At 50.4% G+C, this 23990-nt stretch carries 24 protein-coding genes; 14 read left to right on the top strand and 10 right to left on the bottom strand.

Features of this window, described 5'->3' with window-relative positions; genetic code table 11:
- Window positions 1–22 precede the first annotated feature (22 nt).
- Window positions 23–865, bottom strand: a complete 843-nt coding sequence (locus ACO0LI_RS22075; RefSeq protein ID WP_423035279.1) for an HDOD domain-containing protein — start codon at window positions 863–865, stop codon at window positions 23–25.
- Between the two features lie 83 nt (window positions 866–948).
- Window positions 949–1230, bottom strand: a complete 282-nt coding sequence (locus tag ACO0LI_RS22070; protein WP_423035277.1) for a hypothetical protein — start codon at window positions 1228–1230, stop codon at window positions 949–951.
- A 43-nt stretch (window positions 1231–1273) separates the two neighbouring features.
- Between ACO0LI_RS22070 and ACO0LI_RS22065 the strand changes: the two genes are divergently transcribed.
- Window positions 1274–1930, top strand: coding sequence for a hypothetical protein (locus tag ACO0LI_RS22065; protein WP_423035275.1), 657 nt, complete (start codon window positions 1274–1276; stop codon window positions 1928–1930).
- A 428-nt stretch (window positions 1931–2358) separates the two neighbouring features.
- On the top strand, window positions 2359–3036 hold the full coding sequence (locus ACO0LI_RS22060; protein WP_422950595.1) for a tetratricopeptide repeat protein: 678 nt from the start codon (window positions 2359–2361) through the stop codon (window positions 3034–3036).
- A gap of 287 nt (window positions 3037–3323) precedes the next feature.
- On the opposite strand, the gene ACO0LI_RS22055 is transcribed toward ACO0LI_RS22060, so the two are convergent.
- Window positions 3324–3674 (bottom strand): hypothetical protein, encoded by a 351-nt coding sequence (locus tag ACO0LI_RS22055; protein ID WP_423035273.1) that lies wholly within the window; start codon window positions 3672–3674, stop codon window positions 3324–3326.
- Between ACO0LI_RS22055 and ACO0LI_RS22050 the strand changes: the two genes are divergently transcribed.
- Together ACO0LI_RS22050 and ACO0LI_RS22045 are read left to right on the top strand one after the other, a co-directional pair.
- A complete protein-coding gene (locus tag ACO0LI_RS22050) occupies window positions 3652–5565 on the top strand; it encodes a TonB-dependent siderophore receptor (RefSeq protein ID WP_423035272.1) in 1914 nt (637 codons plus the stop codon). The two genes, ACO0LI_RS22055 and ACO0LI_RS22050, sit on opposite strands and share 23 nt — an antisense overlap.
- Window positions 5566–5586: 21 nt before the next feature.
- Window positions 5587–6807 (top strand): PepSY-associated TM helix domain-containing protein, encoded by a 1221-nt coding sequence (locus ACO0LI_RS22045; RefSeq protein ID WP_423035331.1) that lies wholly within the window; start codon window positions 5587–5589, stop codon window positions 6805–6807.
- 17 nt (window positions 6808–6824) lie between these two features.
- Here ACO0LI_RS22045 and ACO0LI_RS22040 read toward each other — a convergent pair whose 3' ends face one another.
- From ACO0LI_RS22040 to zwf, 3 genes are read right to left on the bottom strand one after another with little or no spacing between them, the layout of a single operon-like run.
- A complete protein-coding gene (locus tag ACO0LI_RS22040; protein ID WP_423035271.1) occupies window positions 6825–7727 on the bottom strand; it encodes an SIS domain-containing protein in 903 nt (300 codons plus the stop codon).
- Window positions 7728–7732: 5 nt separating this feature from the next.
- Window positions 7733–8401: a 6-phosphogluconolactonase gene (gene pgl, locus ACO0LI_RS22035; RefSeq protein WP_423035269.1), complete on the bottom strand. Its 669-nt coding sequence runs from the start codon at window positions 8399–8401 to the stop codon at window positions 7733–7735.
- A gap of 14 nt (window positions 8402–8415) precedes the next feature.
- Window positions 8416–9876 carry a glucose-6-phosphate dehydrogenase gene (gene zwf, locus ACO0LI_RS22030; RefSeq protein WP_423035267.1) on the bottom strand — a complete coding sequence of 487 codons (1461 nt, stop codon included), beginning with the start codon at window positions 9874–9876 and terminating at the stop codon, window positions 8416–8418.
- A 362-nt stretch (window positions 9877–10238) separates the two neighbouring features.
- On the opposite strand from zwf, the gene edd reads away from it, so the two are divergent.
- The 4 genes from edd to ppc all read left to right on the top strand — a co-directional run bounded on the left by edd (window position 10239) and on the right by ppc (window position 17448).
- Complete coding sequence (edd, locus tag ACO0LI_RS22025) at window positions 10239–12080, top strand: phosphogluconate dehydratase (protein ID WP_423035265.1); 1842 nt, start codon at window positions 10239–10241, stop codon at window positions 12078–12080.
- A 22-nt stretch (window positions 12081–12102) separates the two neighbouring features.
- Window positions 12103–12744: a bifunctional 4-hydroxy-2-oxoglutarate aldolase/2-dehydro-3-deoxy-phosphogluconate aldolase gene (gene eda, locus ACO0LI_RS22020; protein WP_423035263.1), complete on the top strand. Its 642-nt coding sequence runs from the start codon at window positions 12103–12105 to the stop codon at window positions 12742–12744.
- A 61-nt stretch (window positions 12745–12805) separates the two neighbouring features.
- Window positions 12806–14440, top strand: coding sequence for a glucose-6-phosphate isomerase (pgi, locus tag ACO0LI_RS22015; RefSeq protein ID WP_422950589.1), 1635 nt, complete (start codon window positions 12806–12808; stop codon window positions 14438–14440).
- A 251-nt stretch (window positions 14441–14691) separates the two neighbouring features.
- Window positions 14692–17448, top strand: a complete 2757-nt coding sequence (gene ppc, locus ACO0LI_RS22010) for a phosphoenolpyruvate carboxylase (protein WP_423035261.1) — start codon at window positions 14692–14694, stop codon at window positions 17446–17448.
- A gap of 130 nt (window positions 17449–17578) precedes the next feature.
- On the opposite strand, the gene ACO0LI_RS22005 is transcribed toward ppc, so the two are convergent.
- The gene (locus ACO0LI_RS22005; protein ID WP_422950587.1) at window positions 17579–18139 is read right to left on the bottom strand and encodes a porin family protein; all 561 of its coding nucleotides are present in this window, start codon (window positions 18137–18139) and stop codon (window positions 17579–17581) included.
- Window positions 18140–18332: 193 nt separating this feature from the next.
- A complete protein-coding gene (locus tag ACO0LI_RS22000) occupies window positions 18333–19457 on the bottom strand; it encodes an ABC transporter substrate-binding protein (RefSeq protein WP_423035259.1) in 1125 nt (374 codons plus the stop codon).
- Window positions 19458–19591: 134 nt separating this feature from the next.
- On the opposite strand from ACO0LI_RS22000, the gene mobB reads away from it, so the two are divergent.
- The 3 genes from mobB to ACO0LI_RS21985 all read left to right on the top strand — a co-directional run bounded on the left by mobB (window position 19592) and on the right by ACO0LI_RS21985 (window position 21105).
- The gene (mobB, locus tag ACO0LI_RS21995; RefSeq protein ID WP_423035257.1) at window positions 19592–20185 is read left to right on the top strand and encodes a molybdopterin-guanine dinucleotide biosynthesis protein B; all 594 of its coding nucleotides are present in this window, start codon (window positions 19592–19594) and stop codon (window positions 20183–20185) included.
- A gap of 63 nt (window positions 20186–20248) precedes the next feature.
- Complete coding sequence (locus ACO0LI_RS21990; protein ID WP_422950584.1) at window positions 20249–20449, top strand: YjfB family protein; 201 nt, start codon at window positions 20249–20251, stop codon at window positions 20447–20449.
- Window positions 20450–20658: 209 nt separating this feature from the next.
- Window positions 20659–21105, top strand: a complete 447-nt coding sequence (locus ACO0LI_RS21985) for a hemerythrin domain-containing protein (RefSeq protein WP_422950583.1) — start codon at window positions 20659–20661, stop codon at window positions 21103–21105.
- On the opposite strand, the gene ACO0LI_RS21980 is transcribed toward ACO0LI_RS21985, so the two are convergent.
- Window positions 21093–21311 carry an RNA-binding S4 domain-containing protein gene (locus tag ACO0LI_RS21980; RefSeq protein WP_422950582.1) on the bottom strand — a complete coding sequence of 73 codons (219 nt, stop codon included), beginning with the start codon at window positions 21309–21311 and terminating at the stop codon, window positions 21093–21095. The genes ACO0LI_RS21985 and ACO0LI_RS21980 overlap by 13 nt on opposite strands.
- A 36-nt stretch (window positions 21312–21347) precedes the next feature.
- A complete protein-coding gene (locus ACO0LI_RS21975) occupies window positions 21348–21629 on the bottom strand; it encodes a hypothetical protein (RefSeq protein ID WP_422950581.1) in 282 nt (93 codons plus the stop codon).
- A 234-nt stretch (window positions 21630–21863) separates the two neighbouring features.
- Here ACO0LI_RS21975 and ACO0LI_RS21970 point away from each other — a divergent pair, with 234 nt between their 5' ends.
- The 3 genes from ACO0LI_RS21970 (at window position 21864) to ACO0LI_RS21960 (ending at window position 23939) form a co-directional block, all read left to right on the top strand.
- On the top strand, window positions 21864–22118 hold the full coding sequence (locus tag ACO0LI_RS21970) for a DUF2282 domain-containing protein (RefSeq protein WP_422950580.1): 255 nt from the start codon (window positions 21864–21866) through the stop codon (window positions 22116–22118).
- 76 nt (window positions 22119–22194) lie between these two features.
- On the top strand, window positions 22195–23118 hold the full coding sequence (locus tag ACO0LI_RS21965; protein ID WP_422950579.1) for a DUF692 domain-containing protein: 924 nt from the start codon (window positions 22195–22197) through the stop codon (window positions 23116–23118).
- Complete coding sequence (locus ACO0LI_RS21960) at window positions 23118–23939, top strand: putative DNA-binding domain-containing protein (protein WP_423035255.1); 822 nt, start codon at window positions 23118–23120, stop codon at window positions 23937–23939. Before ACO0LI_RS21965 ends, ACO0LI_RS21960 begins: the two co-directional genes overlap by 1 nt.
- The last annotated feature ends 51 nt before the right edge of the window (window positions 23940–23990 follow it).

Genomic DNA, 23990 nt, shown 5'->3' with positions numbered 1-23990 from the left:
ACGGCCTTATGGTTTTACAGTCTTACACTTCGACTTCTTCCTGCAGCTTCTCAAATTCTATCGCGGCTTCGGCCAAAACTTCATCAAGCAGGGCCTGGTCCAGGCCCAGGCTTTCCCATGATTGCCCGGTAATTTCTGGCGGTGCAAGGTCGGGTGTGGTGGTCACGCCCAGTGCATGGGCTATGCCATCTGCGACATGGACTATGGTTGCCAGGAAACCCAAACCGGGTTTTTCTGGATGATGGTGACCAGAGATAGCCTTGATCATGACTTCTGAAAAATTCCACTGCACGGCCAGGGTTTCACCAACCAGGGCGTGATCAATGCCCAATAACTGTTTTTCAGTTTCATATTGCGTGGTCTGCAGTTCCTGACGTTGTGCCAGCACATTCTCATAAGCCCCGGTATAACAGGTTGCTAATACCAGCGCGCCTATGTCATGCAATAAGCCCGCAGTGAAAGCGACATCTGCATTGAGCTTGAGTCTGCGGGCCAGTATGCGGGCCGCAATTGCTACCGCATTTGAATGCCGCCAGAAATCCTTGTGACTGAAACCACGGCAATTATTTTCAGGGAAGCAGCCTGTCAGTGCTGCAGTGATCACGATCTGCCGCACGGTACTCAAACCCAGCAATGAAATCGCCTGCTGCACCGTCGTCACCTTGACCATGGTGGAGTAATAGGGCGAATTTGCATAGCGCAAGGTCTTGGCTGTCAGTGCCATGTCATGGCTGACCTTTTGTGCCAGCTCGTGCATATTCAATTCTTCATCATCAATGTTATTCAGCAATTCCATCACGATGGCAGGCAAAGTCGTCAAGTCCTTGACGCTGTCTATAATCTGGGCAAGAGAGATGGGATTCATAAATCTGGCTCCTATGAAGAATCTATGAGGAATATTTCTCATAGCTTGCCTGAAATAAGGGAGACTGACTTGAATTTTTATCATCAGCGTGCATTTGCAACAACGTGAACAGCACATTTTTGTGCGGTTTCAGCAGTGTTGCATTTAGAATCCCTTCCTTTGTTTCCCGGCCAATTAAATAATATGCTTGATTTTTGTGTATCAAGAATCGCCAGACTCAGTTGCACAGTGTTGATTTGCGCAGCAATTTGCGCCTGCGGCAAGCAGCAAGCCGACAGTAAACCAGACTCGTCAGCATCAGAAAGTGCGACTGCATCCAGCAGTGCCAGCGCATCATTAAATAGCCAGGCAATAAAGCCGGTCACTGCAGATACTGCAGACGGTTTCATTGTCATGCTGAAGACGACAATGAAATCCTATGACGAGGCAGTTTTGCGCAAATGGATAGATGACTTCAATGCCCTGCAACTGAAGGCGCACGGTGTGGCAAAAGCCGGAGAAGATTTACCGCCATTGCCAGCAGGTGTCGTACAGATTGAACTCGAAGACCTGGGTGAGCATGTGCTGCTGCAATTGCGCGAAGTGCTGACTGCGCATAGCGATGACGTAGATGGCGGTACAGATCAGTTTCGTTCGGTTTTCTTCAACAAGAGCGATATGGCCTTGTTGACAGATATCCCGACCAAAAGCCAGCCCATGCCTGACACCAGCATGCGCATTGCCATAGGGAGCCAGCAAAGCTGCATGGGTGAGAGTGCTGGTGACGGTTATGCAATTTTTGACCTGAAACAAAAGGGCAAAACCTATCTCAATGAAAAATTCCAGGACCAGGTACAAGGCTTTGAAGTAAAGCCCGTCAAGACCGGCACCATACAATTATTGACGCGCAGTGAAGCAGATTTCCAAGGTAAGGAAGAAGATGCGAAGCAATGCGAAATAGGTAGCTGGGTGGATGTGCTGGAAACTACTTACACCATTCATTGTGATGCCAAATCAGGCAAATGCACATCGCAAAAGAAACAAAAGACCTATCAAGCCTGCAGCGCAGTGGGAGCCTGTGACTGACAAATTTTTCGCTAGCGAGAATTTAAACCTGGGCGAGCGCAATCCGGCTATGAAACAATTACGCGCAAACATTTCAAACAGGTATTTCAAAAGTTATTTTATATGCAATAATACGATCCTATCTGGCATAACTTGTCAGATCATGAGAGGTGGAAGTCGGCCATGAGCTAACCGCGGAGGATCAATCCGCATGCCGACATTCGGCATTGTTTTATCGAATCTGCGCTCGCCGCGTCATCAACCAAAATGCATCGTTTCGATGCAAAACAATAATGCATGAAACAAGTCGTCATTGAAAAAGCGCTGCATGCGCTATAGAAGGGAAATAAGTGCCAGTTACTTCGAAATCTAGTAATACCCCGCGATTTGGGAGCTCGCTCCTCGCAGTTTTTGTTACGACAATCATAGTTTTCGTTAGCGTCTCTGCTATGGCCGAGATTCCACACTCTGAACTAGACGCATTGTTCGAGAAAGCGTCGCGCGGAGACAATTTGGCGTTTACAGCTCTTCAAAAAGAAGCAGAGCGAGGCGACGCGTCGGCGGAACGCTTTATGGGCATTATGTATCTCACTGGAAAAGGCGTAAAACAAGACCAAGGCGAAGCGAGAAAGTGGCTGCTGGGGGCGGCGGAAAAAGGTCTTGCTTCAGCGCAATCCAACCTGGCGAATATGTATGCACGCGGCGCAGGAGTTCCGCGCAATCAGTCTGAAGCATTACGGTGGTGGACAAAATCGGCCGTTCAAGGTTACGCCATTGCACAATACAACTTGGGACAGGTGTACATGAATGGGAACGGCGTGCCTGTTGACATGGTTGCTGCAGTATCGTGGTATCGAAAAGCGGCGGAGCAGCGAGAACCAAATTCGCAGTTCAATTTAGGCATTGCCTATGCCAATGGAGATGGCGTTCCCCGAGATTTGGTTCAGGCACACATGTGGTGGCGGATAGCATCAGTAACGGCAGGTTCAGCTGGACCGGGTGAACAAATTTTTGTTCAGGCATGGAACAACATGACGGATATAGCAAAGGACATGACCACAGCCCAAATTGCAGCCGCCAACAAACAAGCAAACGAATGGATTTCCGTGAATCTAAAATCGCCATGAAGGTCGTGTGCAAATGCCCAGGCGCCATTCGGTGAATGGGCCGCTACAGAAATTGATTGGCAGCAAAGGGCACAACGGTGACATTCACGATCTGGCAAATCCTGTTAGATTGAGTCAAAAATTATATTTTTTATAATTCACATATGTGTCTCAAATTGGATTAAATCGTTAAATATTAATGAGAATGATTTGCAATTGCATTTATAAATAAGTAAAATAGGCCACAGTTCTTACTTCCGCAGCTCTTACTTCTAATGCTATCGGAGAAATTTTCTCTGCATAGGCGGTTAATTTCCAGGCTTATTTATGAATTCTTGCTCATCCCGTTCGTCCAGTTTTTCCGCTTTTTCCGCTTTGCCCCGCAACAATCCCGCGTCACTACCAAAAAATTTGCATACTGTCAGTTCACTGACTCCCTTGAGTCCGATTGCATTGGCGCTTTCAATGATGCTGGCAGCCCCAGCTTTTGCAGATGACACTGCAGCAGCCAAAGGTGCCAAGGGAGAACTGCCTGAAGTGGTGGTAACAGGTGTTTCTGGCAATAAGCCCAGTACAGAGAAAACAGGTGCATATACAGCGAGAAAAAGTAATTCCGCCACCAGGCTTGATTTGTCCTTGCGGGAAACGCCCCAATCCATCTCGGTAGTTACCCGTGCAAAAATGGATGACTTCAAACAGGTCAATGCCAATGATGTGCTGGCCAATACGACAGGCGTGTCAGTAGAAAAAGTGGAAACTGACCGCACTTACTACATGGCCCGTGGCTTTGATATCGTGAATTTCCAGTACGATGGCGTAGGCATTCCATTCACTGGTGGTAACGTCGCAGGTGATATTGATACTGCTATTTACGACAGGGTAGATATCGTGCGCGGTGCAAACGGTTTGATGTCTTCTACTGGCAACCCGTCTGCCACCGTCAACTTCATGCGCAAGCGTCCGGTCTATCAATTCCAGGCTTCTGCAGGATTGACGCTGGGCTCATGGAACACACGCAGGCTGGATGCTGATGTATCTGGTGCACTGAACAGCGCTGGCACGGTTGCTGGTCGTATTGTGGTGGCAAAGCAGGCCGGTGATTCTTATCTCGACCGCTATTCACCTGAAAAAACCGTCGTGTACGGCGTGATTGAAGCCAATCTCGGTGATGCTACTGTATTGAGTGTCGGTCATTCACATCAAAAGAGTGATGCCAAAGGTGGCATGTGGGGTGCTTTGCCACTGTATTACACTGACGGCAGCCCGACCAATTACAGGACATCCACCAGCACCGCTGCAGACTGGTCACGCTGGCTGACCCAGGATGACCGCAGCTTTGTCGAATTGAGCCATCAGCTCAACAACGACTGGCAAATCAGGACGACATTGAGCCGCAACAGATCTACCGCCGACTCCAAACTGTTTTATGCCTATGGCACGCCAGACCGCAAGACTGGCCTGGGTTTATATGGCTACCCGTCCTTGTACAACGATGTGAATACCCAGACTCTGTTTGACTTGTCAGCCAGTGGCAAGTTCACCTTGGCAGGACGTAAGCACGACCTCAGTTTTGGTATCAACTGGTCGAAATCGAAGATGGATGATATTTCCCATTACGGCGTCGGTATAGGCACTGCATTGCCTGATATCAGCAACTGGACTGGCAATTATCCGCAACCTGCATTCAATGCCTATACCGATGGCAGTGCTTATGAAGATACCCGCAAGACGGCATTTATTGCATCCCGTTTCAACCTGGCGGATCAATTCAAACTGATCCTTGGTGCAAACCATACCAAGGCAGAAAGCACAGGTTTTGCGTACGGTGTCAGCAGCCAGAAAAATGCCAGCAAGACTACACCTTATCTGGGTGTGATCTATGATCTGACGCCGTATGCTTCTGTGTATGCCAGCCATACAGAAATTTTCAATCCGCAAAGTGAAGTGGATGTATCTGGTAAAACCCTGGACCCGGTCAAAGGCAAGGGGGATGAGCTGGGTATCAAGCTCGAATTGTTTGAGCGCAAACTCAATTTGTCTGCGGCTGTTTTCAAGATACAGCAAAACAATGCGGCTGAGCAGGCTGGCTATATCGGCACCAAGAGTTATTACCGTGGCATCGATGCGCAATCACAAGGCTTTGAACTGGATGCCAGCGGTGAACTGGCAAAAGGCTGGAACCTCAGCGCAGGCTATACACAGTTGAGCCTCAAGGGCAGTAATGATCTTGATGTCAAAACCTATGTGCCACGCAAATTGTTCCGTCTGTCCAGTACTTATCAACTGCCTTTCATGCCACAGGCTAAAGTCGGTGGCAGCCTGAACTGGCAATCAGATACTTTCCGTGATGAGGGTTCAGGTAACATCATACGCCAGGGCAGTTATGCAACGATGAATCTGATGGCGCGTTATGACGTGAACCAGAACTTCAGCGTATCGGCCAACCTCAATAACGTCAGTGACCAGAAATATGTCACCAGTCTGTACTGGAGCCAGGGTTATTATGCTGCGCCAAGAAATGGCAGTGTTACGGTAAACTGGAAGTACTGATAAACAAATAGTCCCATGTTGATGCGTCCTGTCTTCGTTTTGCTGCACCGCTGGTTTGGGCTGGCGGTGGCTGTGTTTCTGTTCATCTCTGGTCTGACGGGAGCGTTCATTTCCTGGGATCATGAGCTGGATGCCTTGCTCAATCCGCATTTGTTTCAGGCACATAGTCAGTCACAAGGTAAGTCTGGCAAACCCGATAAACCCATGTCTGGGCTGGAACTGGCGAACAGGGTAGAGGCACGCGATCCCCGCATCTGGGTGACCTATGTATTGAATGAGGCAGAGCCAGGGCATACCAGCCAGATGTCGGTAGAGGGCAGGATCGATCCGGCAACCGGTAAGGCTTATCCATTGGGCTTTAACCAGATTGCAGTCGATCCTGTCACTGGAGATGTGCAGGGCAAGCGGCAATGGGGTGAAATATCCCTGAACCGTGAAAACCTGCTGCCATTTTTATACAAGCTGCATTACACCATGCATATACCTGAGGTGTCGGGTATAGAACTGGGCATTTTGTTCATGGGCATCATAGGCATAGTGTGGACGCTCGATTGTTTTATCGCACTATGGCTGTCTTTCCCTAACTGGCGTAGCTGGCGCAAGTCATTTGCTTTTCGCTGGCGTCAGGGCGGGCATAAACTCAATTTTGACTTGCACCGTTCCAGCGGTGTCTGGCTGTGGCTGTTCATGCTTTTGCTGGCGATTACCTCGGTATCCATGAACCTGAATTCACAAGTGGTGCGTCCTGTGGTGTCATTAATTTCACCTTTGAGCGCAGATGTATTTTCCAGTCGCGTGCCGCAAGCACCGGACAAGCCTCTCATCCCCGTCATTAGCCGTGAGAACGTCATTGAGCTGGCGAAACAGGAGGCGCAAAAACGCGGCTGGACTTTACCAACTGGCGGCATATTCTATTCACCGGCCTTTGGTGTATACGGAGTGGGATTTTTTGAGCCTGGCAATGATCATGGCGACGTCGGCCTGGGTAATGCATGGCTGTATTTTGATGGCAGGGATGGTAGTGCCCTGGGAGGGAAAATTCCTGGAACAGGTTCTGCTGGTGATATTTTCCTGCAGGCGCAATTTCCCTTGCATTCAGGCCGCATCCTGGGCCTGACCGGGCGCATCCTGATTTCATTGCTGGGTTTGGTGGTCGCCATGCTGAGCGTCACCGGTGTGATTATCTGGATGAGAAAGCGGCGTGCCAGGGTAGTAGCCAACGCCGCTATGCAAACTGTCTGATGTTGGCCTAATTGACCTTAAGCTATCTTGGGTACAAGTCGTTTTTCACTGATACTGGCCTTGGCTCTTTCCAGCATATCGATGGCCGCAGGGCCACGCAGCAAGGTGACAGCCACTGCCAGTGCATCAATATAAGTCAGATGGGCGAGACGTGAAGTCATCGGTGTGTAGATGTCGGGGTCTTCTTCCACGTCTACACCGATATGCACGTCAGCCAGTTCTGCCAGCGGGCCACCACTGGCGCACAATACCAGTATCTTGGCACCTGCCTGTTTTGCCAGTTGCACACTGTCGATCAGGTCGCGGGTACGGCCTGTGCGTGAAAATGCCACGACGACGCAATCGCTATTCAACAAGGTGGCAGATTGGGCCTGTAAGTGGGCATCGCAAAATACGGTAGTCGGTATGCCAAAGCGGAAAAACTTCAATTGTGCATCAATCGCCAGCGCGCCGGAATAACCGAGGCCATAACATTCTATGCGGCGGGCCCGCGCCAGCAGGCTGACTGCTGCTTCAAAGGTCGCAGTATTGGCATTATTGCGGGCTTCCATCAATGCGGCGATGGTGCGGTCAAAGACCTTGGGCAAGACATCGCGTACGTGATCAGCCTGGTTCACATCCAGATGCAGGAAAGGGATGCCAGTTGCCAGGCTCTTGGCAAACGCCAGCTTAAATGTCTTGAAGCCATCAAATCCTAGGCTCTGGGCAAAGCGGGCCACCGTGGGTTCGCTGACATCACAAGCCTGAGCCAATACCCGTATCGACATCTCCAACGCATCATGCGGCTTTTGCAGCAAAAATTCTGCCACCTGGCGCTCGGCACGGCTCAAGGCTGTGCTGGCAGTGCGTATGCGTGCCAGCAAACCTTTTTCAGGAGGCGTGTTGGGCTTATTGTCAGAGAACGGATTGGCCATATACATGTGTTTTACGGACACCAGAAAACATCTATGGTACATCCTGCTTCACGCAGCAAGGACGCAACCGGCAGATTATTTTCTATCGCCTGTTCCAGCACCTGGCGTTTTTCTGCACCAGTGATGACCAGCCAGATGCGCTTGGTATTGAGCAGGCGCGGCAAAGACAGTGACATGCGGCTTTGGCGGGTTTGCGGATGTACAGCAGCCAGGCATGCCAGGTCATCATGCTGGGTAGGTGCGCCAGGGAAGAGGGAGGCAATATGCCCATCAGCACCCATGCCCAGCAAGACTGCGCTGAAGGCTTGCGGCAATTGCTCATTCAAGCGCACGCTGATGGCTTCTGTCGCCACTTCCGGTGTACTGGAGGCATTTTTCAGGGACACCAGTTGCCAGCGCTTGCCAGCAGCAGAACCAGACAGGCAGCGACGGAACAGGCCCTCATTGCTTTGCGTGTCCTGGTCCGGCACCCAGCGTTCATCGGTAGCCACCAGCTTGATGGGATTGTGCGCATCGATATTCGACAGCAATTGATCCAGGCGCTGATATACAGGCGCAGGTGTGGAGCCGCCAGCCAGGGCAAAGCTGCTGCCGTCAGGTGTGGTCTGGATCACATCCAGCCATTGCTGGCTCAGGGCTTCGGTTAGTGCCGAGAAGTTTTCAAAAGTATGGTATTTCATGGTCATTTTATCGCTTAGCTTTCAACGAATTCTTCACCCCAGGCTGCCCCATGCTGTGCCAGCAAATAACTGGCAGCAGATGGTCCCCAGCTACCGGCGATATATGACTTGAGGCCTTCACTATCGTTTTGCCAGGCGCTCATGATAGGGTCTATCCAGGCCCATGCTGCACTCAGTTCATCATCGCGCACGAACAGGGTCAGGTCGCCATGCATAGCATCAAGCAGCAGGCGCTCATAAGATTCAACGCGGCGTGAATTGGATACTTCAGCAAAGTCCAGGTCAAGGGCAACATCAGACAAACGTATGCCTTCGCCAGGTTCCTTGGCCTTCATATACAGTTGCACACTTTCTTCTGGCTGCAAAGAAATTACCAGGCGGTTGGAGCGCAAAGGGCCTTGTGATTTACCGAAAATGGAGTAGGGAATAGGTTTGAAATTGATCGTGATTTCTGCGCTGCGGCTGGCCATGCGCTTGCCTGTACGCAGGTAGAAAGGCACACCAGCCCAGCGCCAGTTATCAATCTCTGCGCGGATGGCAACAAAGGTTTCTGTGCGTGAAGACGGTGGCACGCCAGGCTCATTCTGGTAAGCGATAACCGGTTTGCCATCGACAGCACCGGCACGATATTGGCCGCGCACGGTTTTCTTGCTGACTTCATCCGGCGTGAACTTGTGCAGGGCGCGCAAGACTTTGACTTTCTCGTCACGTATCGCGTCCGGGTTGGCATTCACCGGTGGTTCCATGGCGACGATGGAGACCAGTTGCAGCAAATGGTTTTGCACCATGTCGCGCAGGGCACCAGTGTGGTCGTAGAAATCACCGCGTGACTCAACACCTACTTGTTCGGAAATGGAAATTTGCACATCCTGTATCCATTTGCGGTTCCACAAAGGTTCGAGGAAGGAATTGGCAAAACGCAGCGCCAGCAGATTTTGCACCATCTCTTTACCAAGGTAATGATCGATACGGTAAATCTGGTTTTCGTTCAGGTAAGAACGCAGGGATTGATTGATTTCCTTGGCAGACTGGGCATCACGGCCCAGCGGTTTTTCGACCACGACACGGGCATTGCCTTCAACCAGGCCATGCTTGGACAATTGTTCGACGACGGGAATAAAAATATCCGGGCCAGTCGCCAAATAAAACAAGGTGGCATTGGTTTCACTGGTTTGCAGGCTGCCCTTCAGTGCAGCAAAATCTTCAGGGATGCGCGCATCGATTTTTGAATAATGCGTGGTCGCCAGAAAGGCAGCGCGTTTTTCCTCGGTCGCACCATCTACATCAGACGCATAAGATTCTATGGCGGTAGCAACACGCACACGGAATTCTTCATCCGTCAGTTTTTCGCGTGCTGCACCGATGAATTTGAAATCCTGATCCAGCCTGCCATTCACAAATGCGCTATACAAAGCCGGGATGATCTTGCGCTTGGCAAGATCGCCAGTGCCGCCAAATAAGACAAATGTGGTCATGCTGACTCCGTGTTGTGTCGGTTGTTATGTTGGGTGCAACACAGACGGCAGGTATATGTTGCCGTATGTTCCGTTTGTTGCTGGGTGCTAATTGGGCTTGCTGTTTCTTTGCGCTGCTTTTTGCATGCATTGCAAAAGATGTACTACATTGATGATAGTGATTTATCCTGATTATGCCAGAAAATATTCAAAAATGTAGTTTCATTACGATAAATTTGAAGTTTTTGCTAAAAAAAGAAGCTAAATATCAAAATACTGAAAGTTTGTTACAGAAATGAGGGGATTTATGCTATCTTTGTTGGCATTGATTCAGTATTACGACAGCTTTCTTATTTTTCGCCCGAACGGGTCACAGGTGTTATATGACGACATCCCCATCCACTGCGTTGCATCCTGTTATCGACAAGGTCACACAGCGCATTACCGAGCGCAGCAAAACCTTGCGCAGTACTTATCTTTCCCAGTTGGAGCAAATGCGTGGCCGTGGCCCGCGTCGTGCCAGCCTGTCTTGCGCTAATCAGGCGCATGCCAATGCGGCCATGGACAGCGGCACCAAAATCTGGCTCAACCAGGCACAAAAACCAAATATCGGCATCGTTACTGCCTACAACGATATGTTGTCGGCGCACCAGCCCTATGAACATTACCCGGCGCAGATACGCCAGACAGCCCTGCGCTTTGGCGGCACAGCGCAAGTGGCCGGTGCCGTGCCTGCCATGTGTGATGGCGTGACGCAGGGCCGTCCTGGCATGGAGCTCTCGCTGTTTTCACGCGATGTGATTGCCCAGGCGACTGCAGTGGCGCTGACCCACGATGCCTTTGATGCGACGCTGTGCCTCGGCATCTGCGACAAGATCGTTCCCGGTTTGCTGATAGGAGCGCTGGCCTTTGGTCATTTGCCTACCATCTTCATACCAGCAGGCCCCATGGGTTCTGGTTTGTCGAACAAAGAAAAAGCCGCAGTGCGTGAACGCTATGCTCAAGGCAAAGCGACCAAAGAAGAATTACTCGCCGCAGAAAGCGCTGCCTACCATAGCGCAGGCACTTGTACTTTCTATGGCACAGCCAATAGCAACCAGATGTTGCTTGAAGCCATGGGCCTGCATCTGCCGGGTGCTGCCTTTGTCCATCCTGGTGATCCATTGCGCAGCGTGCTGACAGATGCCGCAGTGGAACGGGTATTGCAATTGACAGAGCAAAGTGGCAATTACAAACCCATAGGCCAACTGGTCAATGAAAAAACCATCGTCAATGCCGTCATCGCCTTGCTGGCGACAGGTGGTTCCACCAACCACACTATCCACTGGATTGCTGTGGCCCGCGCGGCTGGCATCATCATCGACTGGCAGGATTTTGATGAGCTGTCATCCGTCATTCCTCTGCTGACACGTGTTTATCCTAATGGCACGGCAGACGTAAATGCCTTTGAGGATGCCGGTGGCCCGGTCTTCGTGATACGTGAACTCTTGTCTGCGGGACTCATGCATGCAGATGTCATGACAGTCTATGGTGATGATGGTTTGAACTCACACACGACTCGCCCGGTATTGACTGAAGATGGCAAAGTCAAATGGGAAGCCTTGCCAGCAGAATCGACTGACACTACAGTCGTTCGCAATGTGACTGATCCTTTCGCACCTACCGGTGGCCTGCGTTTATTGCACGGCAATCTGGGCCGCGCCATCGTCAAGGCATCTGCTGTGCCTGAAGATGCATGGATCATCAAGGCACCGGCAAAAGTATTTGAATCACAGGATGCCCTGGTCAAAGCCTATAAAGCTGGCGAGCTGAATATGGATTTCGTCGCCGTCGTTATCTTCCAGGGTCCACAGGCGAATGGCATGCCTGAGTTGCATCAGTTCACTCCCGTGCTGGGCAGCCTGATGTCGGCTGGTTATAAGGTTGCGCTGGTGACGGATGGCCGTATGTCCGGTGCATCCGGCAAAGTACCTGCGGCCCTGCATGTGAGCCCCGAAGTAGCACAAGGCGGCCCGCTCGGTAAAGTGCGTGATGGTGATGTGGTTGAACTCAATGTCCACACTGGCGAATTGCGTGCCCTGGTGGATGCCGATGTCTGGGCACAACGCGGCGTACGCGAACTCAGCAAGGAAGTCACTTTCGGTTATGGCCGCGACTTATTTGCCGCACAGCGTCGTGTCGTGACAGCGCCTGAGCATGGCGCATCCACTCTTTTTATAGATTAATTTTCTAAAAGCGAAACCCATCATGAGCTTGAGTAAAACAAATATCATCGCCCAACTGGAACAAATCCGCGTATTGCCTATCCTCGTTACTGATGATGTCGATCAGGCGATACGTTGCGTAACTACTTTGGCAGAGAATGGTTTGCCAGCCGTGGAAATTACCTTGCGCACGCCAAATGCGATGACAGTCTTGCGCGAAGTCGTCAAGGCTTGCCCGACTGTGACTGTGGGTGCAGGTACTATCTTGACGCAGGCGCAACTGGAGGCGGTCAGGGAGACGGGTGCTGCCTTTGGTATCAGCCCTGGCATTACACCTGTACTTGCCAAAGCCGCTGCTGATTCTGGCCTGCCTTATTTCCCCGGTGTTGGTGGTGCGAGTGACTTGATGCTGGCGCTAGAACATGGCTTCAATGTCGTCAAACTTTTTCCTTCCGACATCGTCGGTGCCACCAAGATGGCGAAGGCGCTGGGTGGCCCTTTCCCAGATGTTAAATTCTGCCTGACCGGTGGTGTCACAGTGGAGGCAACGCCAACGCTATTGCAGCAATCAAACATCCTGTGCGTGGGCGGTTCGTGGATGTGCCCGGCATCTTTGATTAATGCTGGTGACTGGACGGCGATTGGTGCACTGGCTGCCGCTGCAGCCGCAGCAGGCAAGAAGTAATACAGGTTTAAGCAAATTCTTTCATCATTTCACTTCTCACTTTTCGTCTATAAGCAAGATTATGGTCACTTCCGTATCGCGTACTCCTATCTGGGGTTTGTTGCAGCAACGTGCCACCAACATGCCCAATCTGAAAGATCTGTTTCGTGCTGATCCTCAGCGCTTTGCGCATTTTTCAGCTTCTGCCTGCGGCATCATGCTTGATTATTCCAAGCAACGCATAGACACGACAGCAAAGCTGAATTTGCTGGCGCTGGCCAGGCAACAGGATGTGGAGTCTCGTCGCGATGCGATGCTGCGCGGTGAAGCGATCAACCAGACGGAAAACCGGGCAGTACTGCATACGGTATTACGCTTGCCCAAAGGCGAGTCCTTTGATTTGAATGGTGAAAACATTGCTGCCGACGTGCACCAGGTACTGGCCCAAATGCGGACATTCAGCGATGCGGTCAGGGAAGGGCGCTGGCAGGGGTATACCGGCAAGGCCATACGCACTATCGTCAATATTGGTATCGGTGGTTCTGACCTTGGCCCGCAAATGGCTTGCATTGCTTTGGCACCGTGGTCGCAAAAAAACCTGTCCCTGCATTTTGTGTCTAACGTCGATGGTCGTCATGTGGCTGATGCGCTGGCCAATGCTGATCCTGAGACGACTTTGTTCGTGGTCGCATCCAAGACCTTCTCGACTATGGAGACCCTGACCAATGCCCGCACTGCGCGTGAATGGATGCTGTCGCACGGTTGTCCGGTTGATCAGATACGCCAGCATTTCGTGGCACTGAGTACTAATGTCAAGGCCGCTGCTGATTTTGGCATTGCGCCCGAAAATGTCTTCCCATTCTGGAACTGGGCCGGTGGCCGGTACTCGATGTGGAGTGCGATAGGTCTGTCGATTGCCTTGTATGTAGGCGCCGACCGCTTTGAAGAAATGCTGGCAGGCGCGCATGAAATGGATCTGCATTTCGCCCAGGCACCGCTGGAACAAAATCTGCCAGTATTGATGGCCTTGATAGGTGTATGGAATATTAATTTCCTTGGCCTGCAAGCACTGTCGATAGCACCTTACCACCAGCGCATGACACGCTTGCCTGCTTACTTGCAGCAACTGGAAATGGAAAGCAATGGCAAGTCCGTTACGCGTGAAGGCCAACGGGTTGATTACACAACTTCGCCTATCCTGTTTGGCGAAGCGGGCACCAATGGCCAGCATGCCTACTTCCAGTTATTGCATCAGGGTGCAACGATTATCCCTACCGACTTTATCGTAGTGGCTGATGATGATGCAGGTTTGCCCGGTCATAACCAGGCACTGCTGGCAAATTGCTTTGCGCAATCCAAGGCCATGGCCTGGGGTAAGAGTATGGCGGAAGTGCGCGCTGAACTTGGTGACCTGCCTGACAAGGTATTGGCACCGCGCGTTTTTGAAGGCAATCGCCCGACTTCAACTGTCTTGCTGGATTCTCTGACGCCACGTTCTTTGGGCGCACTGATTGCACTATATGAACACAAGGTGTTTGTACAATCCGTGATCTGGGATATCAATGCCTTTGATCAATGGGGTGTAGAGCTCGGTAAATCGCTGGCGCAGCAATTGATCAGTCTTGATCCAAGCGCAGTCAAAGAAGATTACGATAGTTCAACCAAGGGTTTGTTGATGGCAGTTGGTCGTAGTCATAAATTGAAGAAGGCTGCTTAGTTCACTTGACCAAGTCGAATCCTTTGTTTTGTTGTAAGCAAGCCTCAATTTGTTTGCCCAGTTTTTGATATATCAGGTTTTATTTTTTGATGTAAGTGTGCTGTCAAAGTGCATGTTCACTCTGTAGAGCGATGTTGCTGGCGCTGTAAATATATTGCCGCAGCGAGAGGCGCAAGAATTTTCATCATTACTGTTTCATCCCTATTTTAAAATTTGTCAGCATGAATACTCACTTACAACCTCAAATAAAAATGAACGATATCAGCGACGACAAAGACCAGAGCCTGCGTGAAGACATACGCAGGCTAGGCCGCATATTAGGCGACACGGTAAGAAACCAGCATGGTGACGAAGTATTCGACCTCATCGAACAGGTACGCCAGAATTCCATACGCTTTCGCCGTGATGCGGATGAAGCTGCACGCGCAGAGCTGGAAACCACACTCGATACACTGACCAATGACCAGACCACGCAAGTCATACGCGCCTTCAGTTATTTTTCACATCTGGTGAACCTGGCAGAAGACCAACATCACATACGCCGCACGCGCGCCCATTTGATTGCAGGTTCGGCGCCGCGCCAGGGCAGTCTGGCACACACCATAGAAGCCTTGTACAACACTGGCCACAGCAGCCAGCAGTTACTGGATTTCTTTGAGACTGCACATGTATTCCCGGTATTGACTGCGCATCCAACTGAAGTGCAGCGCAAGAGTATACTGAATTGCCAGATGGTGATCACCCGCCTGCTCGACGAGCGTGACCGCATGCAGTTAACACCAGAAGAATCAGACGCCAATGAAGAAGCTTTGGGGCGCGCCATTTTGACTCTGTGGCAAACACGCATGCTGCGCACTTCCAAATTATCAGTGCTCGATGAAGTCGAAAATGGTCTGAGTTTTTACGACTATACTTTCTTGCGCGAGTTGCCGCATCTGTATGCGGGTCTGGAAGATTTATTGGCAAGCAAGGATGTGGCTCTGGCTCAGCATGAATTACCCAGCTTCATGAAAATGGGGAGCTGGATAGGTGGTGACCGTGATGGCAATCCATTTGTCACTGCGACGGTACTGGAAAAAACCCTGGCCATGCAGGCCACGCGCGCCTTTAAATTCTATCTCGATGAATTGCATACCCTGGGTTCGCAATTGTCGATGGCGAATTTGCTGGTGAAAGTATCCGACGATTTGCTGGCGCTGGCGCAGCGTTCACCCGATCATTCACCGCATCGCTCTGATGAGCCATACCGTCTGGCCATCAGTGGCATCTATGCGCGACTTGCCGCAAGTTACAAACAATTGCTGGGGCTGGAACCAACCATCCATGCCAGTGGCGATGCTGAACCTTATGCCACGGCAGAAGACCTGGCTGCTGATCTTGATATCGTTCATTATTCGCTACATGCGAACGGTTCTGCTGCCATCACACGTGGCCGCCTGCGTCATTTGCGTCGCGCTGTCAAAGTCTTTGGTTTCTATCTTGCGCCACTCGACCTGCGCCAGAATTCTGATGTCCATGAACGTGTAGTCCATGAGTTATTGCAAGCAGCCAACCCTGAATTGAAATACCTGGAATTGAATGAAGACCAGCGCATAGAAGTCTTGATCAAAGAGATCAGTTCAGCCCGCCCGCTGGCCTCACCTTACCTGATCTATTCAGAAGAGACCCAGTCCGAGCTGGCAATTTATCGTGCTGCTTTCACCGCGCAACAACGCTATGGCAAAGGCGCAGTACCGAATTGCATCATCTCCAAGACTGACGGCGTGTCAGACATGCTGGAACTGGCCCTGCTGTTGAAAGAATCTGGCCTGCTGCATCCGGCAGAAGGCCGTGTGGATGTGAATATCATTCCATTGTTTGAAACCATAGGCGATTTGCAAAACAGCGCACCTGTCATGGACAGGTTGTTTGGCATACCGGCTTATGCACGCCTGCTGGCCAGCCGCAATAATGCGCAAGAAGTCATGCTCGGTTATTCAGACAGTAACAAGGATGGCGGCTTTTTGACTTCTGGCTGGGAGCTGTATAAAGCTGAACTCGACCTGATAGAAATTTTTTCCAAACATCAGATACGCTTGCGCCTGTTCCATGGCCGTGGTGGTTCTGTTGGTCGTGGCGGTGGCCCCAGCTACCAGGCCATCCTGGCGCAACCTGCTGGTGCCGTGCAGGGGCAAATCCGTCTGACTGAACAGGGAGAAGTGATTACTGCCAAATATGGTAATCCTGAAGTAGGGCGGCGTAACCTCGAAGTGCTGGCAGCAGCTACCATGGAAGCGACTTTGCTGGCCGACGCAGAACCAGCACCAAGGCCAGAATTCTTGACCGTCATGGAAGAATTGTCTGACCATGCCTTCAAGGCTTACCGCAATCTGGTTTATGAAACCGAAGGGTTCGAGAAATATTTCTGGGAGTCGACTGTTATTTCCGAGATAGCCGGCTTGAACATAGGCAGCCGCCCGGCATCACGTAAAAAATCGACAGCAATCGAAGACTTGCGCGCCATCCCTTGGGTATTCAGCTGGTCACAATGCCGCTTGATGTTGCCGGGCTGGTTTGGTTTTGGCTCGGCAGTGCAAGCTTATCTGAAGGCACATCCTGATAATGGCTTGCAGACCTTGCAGGCGATGTTTAAGGAATGGTCTTTCTTCAGTACCGTGTTATCGAACATGGAAATGGTGCTGGCCAAGAGCGACATAGGCATTGCCAGCCGTTATGCGCAACTGGTCAAGGATGAGTCTTTGCGTAACCGCATCTTCCCGCGCATACAGGCTGAGCATGAAGCAACGATAGACATATTGAAATCCATATCTGGTCAGGATGAATTGCTGGCAGCGAACCCCTTGCTTGCGCGTTCGATACGCAACCGCTTCCCTTATCTGTCGCCTTTGAATCACGTACAGGTGGAATTGCTGGAGCGTTACCGTAATGGCGACGATGATGAACGCGTTCACCGCGGCATACATCTGTCTATCAATGGTATTGCTGCCGGTTTGCGCAATAGTGGTTGATATTGTGGAGGATTAGCGGCTGTCTGATTTAGCCTCATCCAGATACAAAAAAACCTCTGTGGCAATGTCACAGAGGTTTTTTTTATTGAGATTCGAGCAGACCGCTCAGGTCAGGCTCTTGATCGCAATATTAGAACGCTGCCTGAACACCAATGTTGAAGTTGGTGATGTTGCCGTCGCCGCCAACAAAATCAACTTTACGGCTGGCGATTTCAGCGCGTGCAGCGATGTTAGGCGTGAATGCATAAGTTGCACCAATGCCTACCACTACTTGTGTAGAATTTTTGCTGGTAGAACCACGCAGGTTGTTGAACGCAGCAGTTGCTTCGCCTTTGGAATAAGCCAGACCCAGTTTTGTGAACAGGCCCCAGTTATTGCCAACTTGCGCACGGTATGTGCCTGCCAGGTCGATGCCAGTTGCTTTCATTTCTGCAGCGATACCATAGACATTCGCTTTAACTGTGCCCAGATTGTAATAGCTGCCTTCTACACCCCAGTTGGGAGTGATGTTGTAACCACCCAGGATATTGAAGGATGTGTCATTGGTTTTGCAGCTGGATGTGCCAGCGCAATCCATATTCCAGCGAGCCTGGCCAACAGTAGCGCCAGCATAAAACTGCGCATTGGCAGTTGTACCGATAAACAAACCGGAAATTGCCAGAGCGGCAGCGATAATTTTTTTATTAAACATGATGTACCTGATTGATTTTTTTGAATAGCGCAAACTTGATTCATGCATTTACCGGATAAGTAAATTTTAAATTCTCATGTTGCGGTGCAGCACTTTATTCTAAAATCATCAGAATGTCAAAAAACGTTATTTATTCTTGTCTATGCATGTCGTTTTTTGTATGAATGTCTTATTGATATTTATGTGATCTTGATCAGAACAACAAGCCTCCGCCTTTTCTGAAAAGTGCCATATCAACATAATTGGACATGCGGTGCGTACTCTCTGATGGGGTCAGGGTGACGCCACCGAGGTCGATGACGCTTTTTTGTGTTGCCAGCGCTTGCAGGCCATCACGCCCGCCTTTTCCTGCCTGTATCGCTTTCGCCAGGGTCTTGGCGACCATGAAGCCCTCAAATGTCAGGGCAGACAGATCTTCATCCCTGAATTTTTTCATCATATTGCTGTGATCTATCTGTATCAGTGATTTTTTGCTCAGAGGATTGGGTACCACCTGGGAAAATACTGTCCATTCCAGCGCTTTGGGGCCTGCCACTTCTGCCAGGGTATCAAGATTGATGAGTGACATGCCGGCAACAAAGGTGCGGGGAGCCTGTTTTCTGAATTCTTTGAGGAAGATGCCTGTGCCCAAGGTGTCGGCAATGGCGATGACGATGCCGGGGTTGCTGCGTGCCAATACAGCAGATTCTCTTTCCATATCCGCAGCCGACGCACCTATTCGTACCAGGCCGCTCATGAGCATATTGCGCTTGCGCAACTCGGTAACGACATATTGGTACATGTCCTGGTTCAGGGCGTTTTCCTGATAGGCGATACCTACACTTTTGATACCCAGCTTATCGAAGTAAGAGAAGATATATTGCATCTCTTGCTCAGGGCTGGGCCTCCAGAACAGGACGCGGGAGTTGTAAGTCTTGACTGATGCCACCAGCGGAGCAAACAGGGTCTGGCCACTTTGGGAAAACCTGGCGTTTGCCAACACGGCATCGGTGACTGCAGCCCCTATGCCACCCAGCAGATAATCAGCCTTGTCTTTTTCCAGCAAATCGCTAACTGCCTGTGCCGACACTGCAGGATTGCCCTGATCGTCACGTACCAGGTATTTGATGCGCTTGCCACCTATGCCACCACCGACATTGATACTGTCAAAGTAAGTCGTGATTCCTGCCACATAGTCGCGGCCAATGCTACCATTCGGTCCGGACAAGTCTATTGCCTGACCAACGACAATGACATTGCCTTGCGCCTGTACATTCATGGCGAACAGCAAGCATAGCAGGGTGAAGCAAAAGGACCATAGTCTGAAGGGAAAACGCATACTGATAACCTGTCAAATATTGCAATGTAACAATTGTTACATTCAAATATGACTATGGAATGACGAGGCAGGTATACAGCTCATACTCCTAAGTTATATGCATATAATGAATTTGAAAAAAGTCTGGAGGCAGTGTGGCTGGCAGTGAAAAGAATGATGTGATTGATGAGGCTGGTGTGACTGGTGTGGTTGGTGCGACTGAAGCAGGTCAAATACTTGGCGTAATAGGGTGGTCAGGCAGTGGGAAAACCAGCTTACTCGAACATCTGGTCAGGGAGTTGACCGCCACAGGGCATAAGATCAATATCGTGAAGCATAGTCATCATGATGTCACGATAGAACCGCCGCACAAGGATAGCTCGCGCTTGCGCATGGCGGGCGCGCAGGATGTCTTGCTGGCATCCCCTTACCGTTATGTGATTGCACATGAGCTAAGGCAGGAAGCCGAGCCATCGCTGAACGAGTTGTTGAGCCGCCTGTCGCCGGCAGATTTGACACTGGTCGAGGGTTATAAATGGGAGACCATGCCCAAGATTGAGGTTTACCGCCCATTCCTGGGCAAGCCGGCTATTTATCCCGAGGATGTACATGTGGTTCTGGTAGCATCCGATGTTGCCGCACCGGCAGACTTGCGTCCTGGCGTGCAATGGCTGGATTTAAACCAGCCGCAACTGGTGCTGGACTGGGTTCTTGCTGCGATGCAAAACAATATTTTAAAAAAAACCTGAAGTACCCCTAAAGACTTTGCTCAAGCGGCCGTTATCTACAGTAGACAGATAAGGAGAATTGTCATGGATGTAACCGGTATTGCCAAGGTGGCAACAACACTGGCAGATGTAGGTACTAGCCAGGCGGTAAGTATTGCTGTTTTGAAAAAGGCACAGGATATTACTGCTGAAAGCGCAACCGCGCTTATAGAGGCTATTCCAGATAATAAATCTGTCGCCAATCTGCCACCTAATCTGGGCAGGAATATCAATACGACAGCTTGAATGCTGTTTTTGTTAATAGATATTCAAACAGATGTCCGAAAAGCGCGCTGATAGCGCGCTTTTTTGTTTGTGACTCCTGATAATGTTTCCCGGTGGTCGTCTTAGTGGTCACCCTTGGCCGCCCTTGGTCACCTCTGGTCTGATCTGACGCAAGCACATTATCTTTTGATCAGCGATAATCTCGCCATCTCTTTCTATCTGGATCTGGTATGGAACAAAATTCTTGGGGCTGGTCCGACCGCCTGAGTCTCAGTTATGAACCTATGGATGATACCCATAAGGAGTTTGTCGAACTCTGTGCGGCCTTGTCTGAAGATAATCCGGCCACTTTCGTCGCCAGGCTGGATGCCCTGATCGTGCATTCCATTGCGCATTTTGAGCAAGAGAATCAGTGGATGGCCGAAACTGCATTCCCGCCTGCAGGTTGCCATAGGCAAGAACATGATGCAGTGCTGGAAGTGATGCAAGAAGTCAGGCGCAGGGTAGAGCTGGGTGAGACCGATCTGGCAACGCGCCTGGCAGAAGAATTGCCGTTATGGTTTGAGCATCATGTCGATACCATGGACAATATGCTGGCGCGTTTCATGGCAAGCAATCCTGAAAAGATTGCCGATGCGAGCATCGATACTACTGCTGCCCAGGTTCAGCCTGCCTGAACCCGTATTTCTATATCGCCAAGGCTGACAAGCTGGCCCGCACGGATTTTGGCGGTCTTGCGCAATTCCTGCTCACCATCTACGCTGACGTCACCGCTGGCAACGATAGCCTTGCCAGCGCCACCGCTTTCGCACAGACCAACCAGTTTCAATAACTGGTTCAGTTCTACATATTCGCCTTCCAGGCTAAAACTCAGGCTTTGCATATAAATTCCTCTATCCTGCAATAAAAGGGACGCAGCTTACACTATTTTGCCAGAGGCAAGGCGTGCATCTGCTTTCTCCAGCCACATTCCCAGTTGGGCAATCAGGTCTGCCTGGCTGAAAGAACAGCTTTCTTCTGTAAACAGGCTGCCAGACTCCAGTCTGCTCAACAGGTTTTCCATGACTTCGGCAAATTGTGGTGGCAGGGCGGCTAATAAATCAGTCTGGCTACGCCAGATTTTGCAAAAACCACTGATATTGATCTCGCCACGAGATAAATTGTCGATACTTTGTCGCAATTCTTGGATGAAGTTAGGCATATAGAAACTTTTAGCTTGAAAAAAAGTCATAAGCTAGTAGGATAATCTCATCGCTGCCTGAATCCAAATGAAAATGTGCTGCGTAGAAGATAGTGTAGATAGCGCGACCGAAAATATTTTACGAAATTGTGTAAGTTTGCTTTATCTGCGCCGACTATAAGCTGTAGTTTTAAATTTTCCCATGTGGGATGTTGTGCTTAATTAAGTTCTTGAATCAATTTACAGGAGATGAACATGAGTAATAAAACAATGGTTGCAGTCGCACTGGCAGGTTTGTTGGGTTCCAGCATGGCAATGGCAGCAGAGCCAGCCAAAACAGAAAAATGCTTTGGCATTGCCAAGGCAGGTCAAAATGATTGCGCCACCAAATCAGGCTCTCATTCTTGCGCCGGTCAATCCAAAAAAGACAATGACGCATCTGAATGGAAAAAAGTACCAGCAGGTTCTTGCGAAAAAATGGGCGGCAAGCTGGAAGCCCCTAAGTCTTAACTCTTAGTCTTAAGCCTTAAGTTTTAATTTAAAAATTTGTTATGTTGATGGGCCGTTTTATCGTGGCTGATTTCTTTTGACTGATACGGCTCGCAAAAACAATGAACCCACGCCTGCCCTGCAAGGGGTAGGTGTGGGTTTGCGCACTCAGCACTACCGTGATTTTCTGAATACACCTGCAACAGCGTTGGTACCTGCACCCGCCGACTGGCTGGAGGTGCATTCAGAAAATTATTTTGGTGATGGCGGCTATGATTTGCATGTACTGCAAACTTTGCGCCAGGATTACCCTTTAAGTCTGCACGGTGTGGGCATGGGGCTGGGGTCAGCCCAAGGCTATTCTGATCTGCATATCTCACGCTTGCAGCGTTTGATAGAACGCACGGAACCTGCACTGGTTTCTGAGCACCTTTGCTGGGGAGCCATCGCTGGCAGGCATTTGAATGATCTTTTGCCTTTGCCACTGATGCAAAGCGCCCTCGATCTGGTATGCCAGCGCGTCGATGAACTGCAGTCGCGTTTGCAAAGACAGGTCTTGATAGAAAATGTCTCGACGTATTTGCGCTTTGCCCAGGACGATATGTCGGAAGCAGAATTCCTTGCTGCGCTGGTCAGCCGTACCGGCTGTGGCATTTTGCTCGACATTAATAATCTGTATGTGAACCAACACAATCACGGTGAAGATGCGCAGCAGGCTTTGCGCGTCATGGCGGGTTTGCCAGTTGGTGCGATAGGTGAAATCCATCTGGCAGGGCACTTGCAAACCGATATTTGTCTGGTCGACGATCATGGCAGCCAGGTTGCAGATCCGGTGTGGGCATTGTTTACGCAGGCAACGCAGATGCTGCCTGCCGGCATACCCGTATTAATAGAGTGGGATACGGCAATCCCGGATTTTTCCGTGTTGTTGGGTGAGGCACATAAAGCCAGGCAAATTCTGGCAACAACGCCAAGGCCAACGCCAATACCGGCGCCATCGCAAGAGATAGCGGCAGCCTGATGAGTACGCAGATTGATGCCGCTATGGATGCGCTTTCGCTCTCGGAGATTCAGTCACAATTTGCCCAGGCATTATTGCAGCCATCCTCTGCAGCACAGACCGCTACCTTGTTTAATGCTCATCCCCATCAGGATGACAGGCTGGCCTTATACCGCGGCAACCTGACTGCGATCTGGACATCGGCATTGAAAAACGCTTTTCCCGTTCTGTATCAATTGGTGGGTGAAGATTACTTTGAACAACTGGTGCGCGTGTTTGGCCGTGCCTTTCCGTCAGAATCGGGTGACCTGAATCAGTTTGGCGCAAAGCTTGCTGCATTCCTGAAAACCATACCTGATGCCGCAGATTACCCTTATTTTTCTGATGTCGCCGCGCTGGAGTGGCAGATACATTGTGCCTATTATGCTGCTGATGCAGAAGCTCTCAGCCTGACAGACCTGCTACAGGCAGTGGCTGCATCGGGGCAAGATGTACAGACTGTGCGGCTGTTGTTTCATCCTGCAGCCAGTCTATATGCTGCTGAACTGGATAGTGTCGCTATCTGGCTTGCACATCAGACAGATACTGAGGCCAGTTTCCCGGAAAATATCAGGCAGACTTGTCATGGACTTGTCAGCAGGCTGCAATGGTCGGTTGAATTACAGGGAATCAGCAAGGCCAGCTTTTTAGCGTTGACTGCTTTGCAGCAGGGCAGCAACCTGGGTACTGCGCTGGAAATTGCACTTGATACAGACAGTGAATTTGATATCAATGCCCAATTACAATCCTGGTTTGCCAACGGATTATTTGCCAATTTCAAATTCCCTGAAGATCAGCTGTAAGGAATCCATCAGCAGACAGACTAAGTTGCAGGAGACTAATTGGAGAATTTC

This window comes from Undibacterium sp. Tian12W, assembly GCF_049339405.1.
Classification (GTDB): domain Bacteria; phylum Pseudomonadota; class Gammaproteobacteria; order Burkholderiales; family Burkholderiaceae_D; genus Undibacterium.
The sequence above is the reverse complement of the archived record's forward strand: the minus strand, read 5'-3'. Positions and strand labels throughout refer to the sequence as shown.

Excerpts from the sequence above, each read along its gene's own strand:
- ACO0LI_RS22075 (WP_423035279.1), bottom strand. The coding sequence starts at position 865 with ATGAATCCCATCTCTCTTGCCCAGATTATAGACAGCGTCAAGGACTTG.
- ACO0LI_RS22065 (WP_423035275.1), top strand. The coding sequence starts at position 1,274 with ATGAAATCCTATGACGAGGCAGTTTTGCGCAAATGGATAGATGACTTC.
- ACO0LI_RS22060 (WP_422950595.1), top strand. The coding sequence starts at position 2,359 with ATGGCCGAGATTCCACACTCTGAACTAGACGCATTGTTCGAGAAAGCG.
- ACO0LI_RS22055 (WP_423035273.1), bottom strand. The coding sequence starts at position 3,674 with ATGGATTGGGGCGTTTCCCGCAAGGACAAATCAAGCCTGGTGGCGGAA.
- ACO0LI_RS22045 (WP_423035331.1), top strand. The coding sequence starts at position 5,587 with ATGCGTCCTGTCTTCGTTTTGCTGCACCGCTGGTTTGGGCTGGCGGTG.
- ACO0LI_RS22040 (WP_423035271.1), bottom strand. The coding sequence starts at position 7,727 with ATGTATATGGCCAATCCGTTCTCTGACAATAAGCCCAACACGCCTCCT.
- pgl (WP_423035269.1), bottom strand. The coding sequence starts at position 8,401 with ATGAAATACCATACTTTTGAAAACTTCTCGGCACTAACCGAAGCCCTG.
- zwf (WP_423035267.1), bottom strand. The coding sequence starts at position 9,876 with ATGACCACATTTGTCTTATTTGGCGGCACTGGCGATCTTGCCAAGCGC.
- edd (WP_423035265.1), top strand. The coding sequence starts at position 10,239 with ATGACGACATCCCCATCCACTGCGTTGCATCCTGTTATCGACAAGGTC.
- eda (WP_423035263.1), top strand. The coding sequence starts at position 12,103 with ATGAGCTTGAGTAAAACAAATATCATCGCCCAACTGGAACAAATCCGC.
- pgi (WP_422950589.1), top strand. The coding sequence starts at position 12,806 with ATGGTCACTTCCGTATCGCGTACTCCTATCTGGGGTTTGTTGCAGCAA.
- ppc (WP_423035261.1), top strand. The coding sequence starts at position 14,692 with ATGAACGATATCAGCGACGACAAAGACCAGAGCCTGCGTGAAGACATA.
- ACO0LI_RS22005 (WP_422950587.1), bottom strand. The coding sequence starts at position 18,139 with ATGTTTAATAAAAAAATTATCGCTGCCGCTCTGGCAATTTCCGGTTTG.
- ACO0LI_RS22000 (WP_423035259.1), bottom strand. The coding sequence starts at position 19,457 with ATGCGTTTTCCCTTCAGACTATGGTCCTTTTGCTTCACCCTGCTATGC.
- ACO0LI_RS21990 (WP_422950584.1), top strand. The coding sequence starts at position 20,249 with ATGGATGTAACCGGTATTGCCAAGGTGGCAACAACACTGGCAGATGTA.
- ACO0LI_RS21985 (WP_422950583.1), top strand. The coding sequence starts at position 20,659 with ATGGAACAAAATTCTTGGGGCTGGTCCGACCGCCTGAGTCTCAGTTAT.
- ACO0LI_RS21980 (WP_422950582.1), bottom strand. The coding sequence starts at position 21,311 with ATGCAAAGCCTGAGTTTTAGCCTGGAAGGCGAATATGTAGAACTGAAC.
- ACO0LI_RS21975 (WP_422950581.1), bottom strand. The coding sequence starts at position 21,629 with ATGCCTAACTTCATCCAAGAATTGCGACAAAGTATCGACAATTTATCT.
- ACO0LI_RS21970 (WP_422950580.1), top strand. The coding sequence starts at position 21,864 with ATGAGTAATAAAACAATGGTTGCAGTCGCACTGGCAGGTTTGTTGGGT.
- ACO0LI_RS21960 (WP_423035255.1), top strand. The coding sequence starts at position 23,118 with ATGAGTACGCAGATTGATGCCGCTATGGATGCGCTTTCGCTCTCGGAG.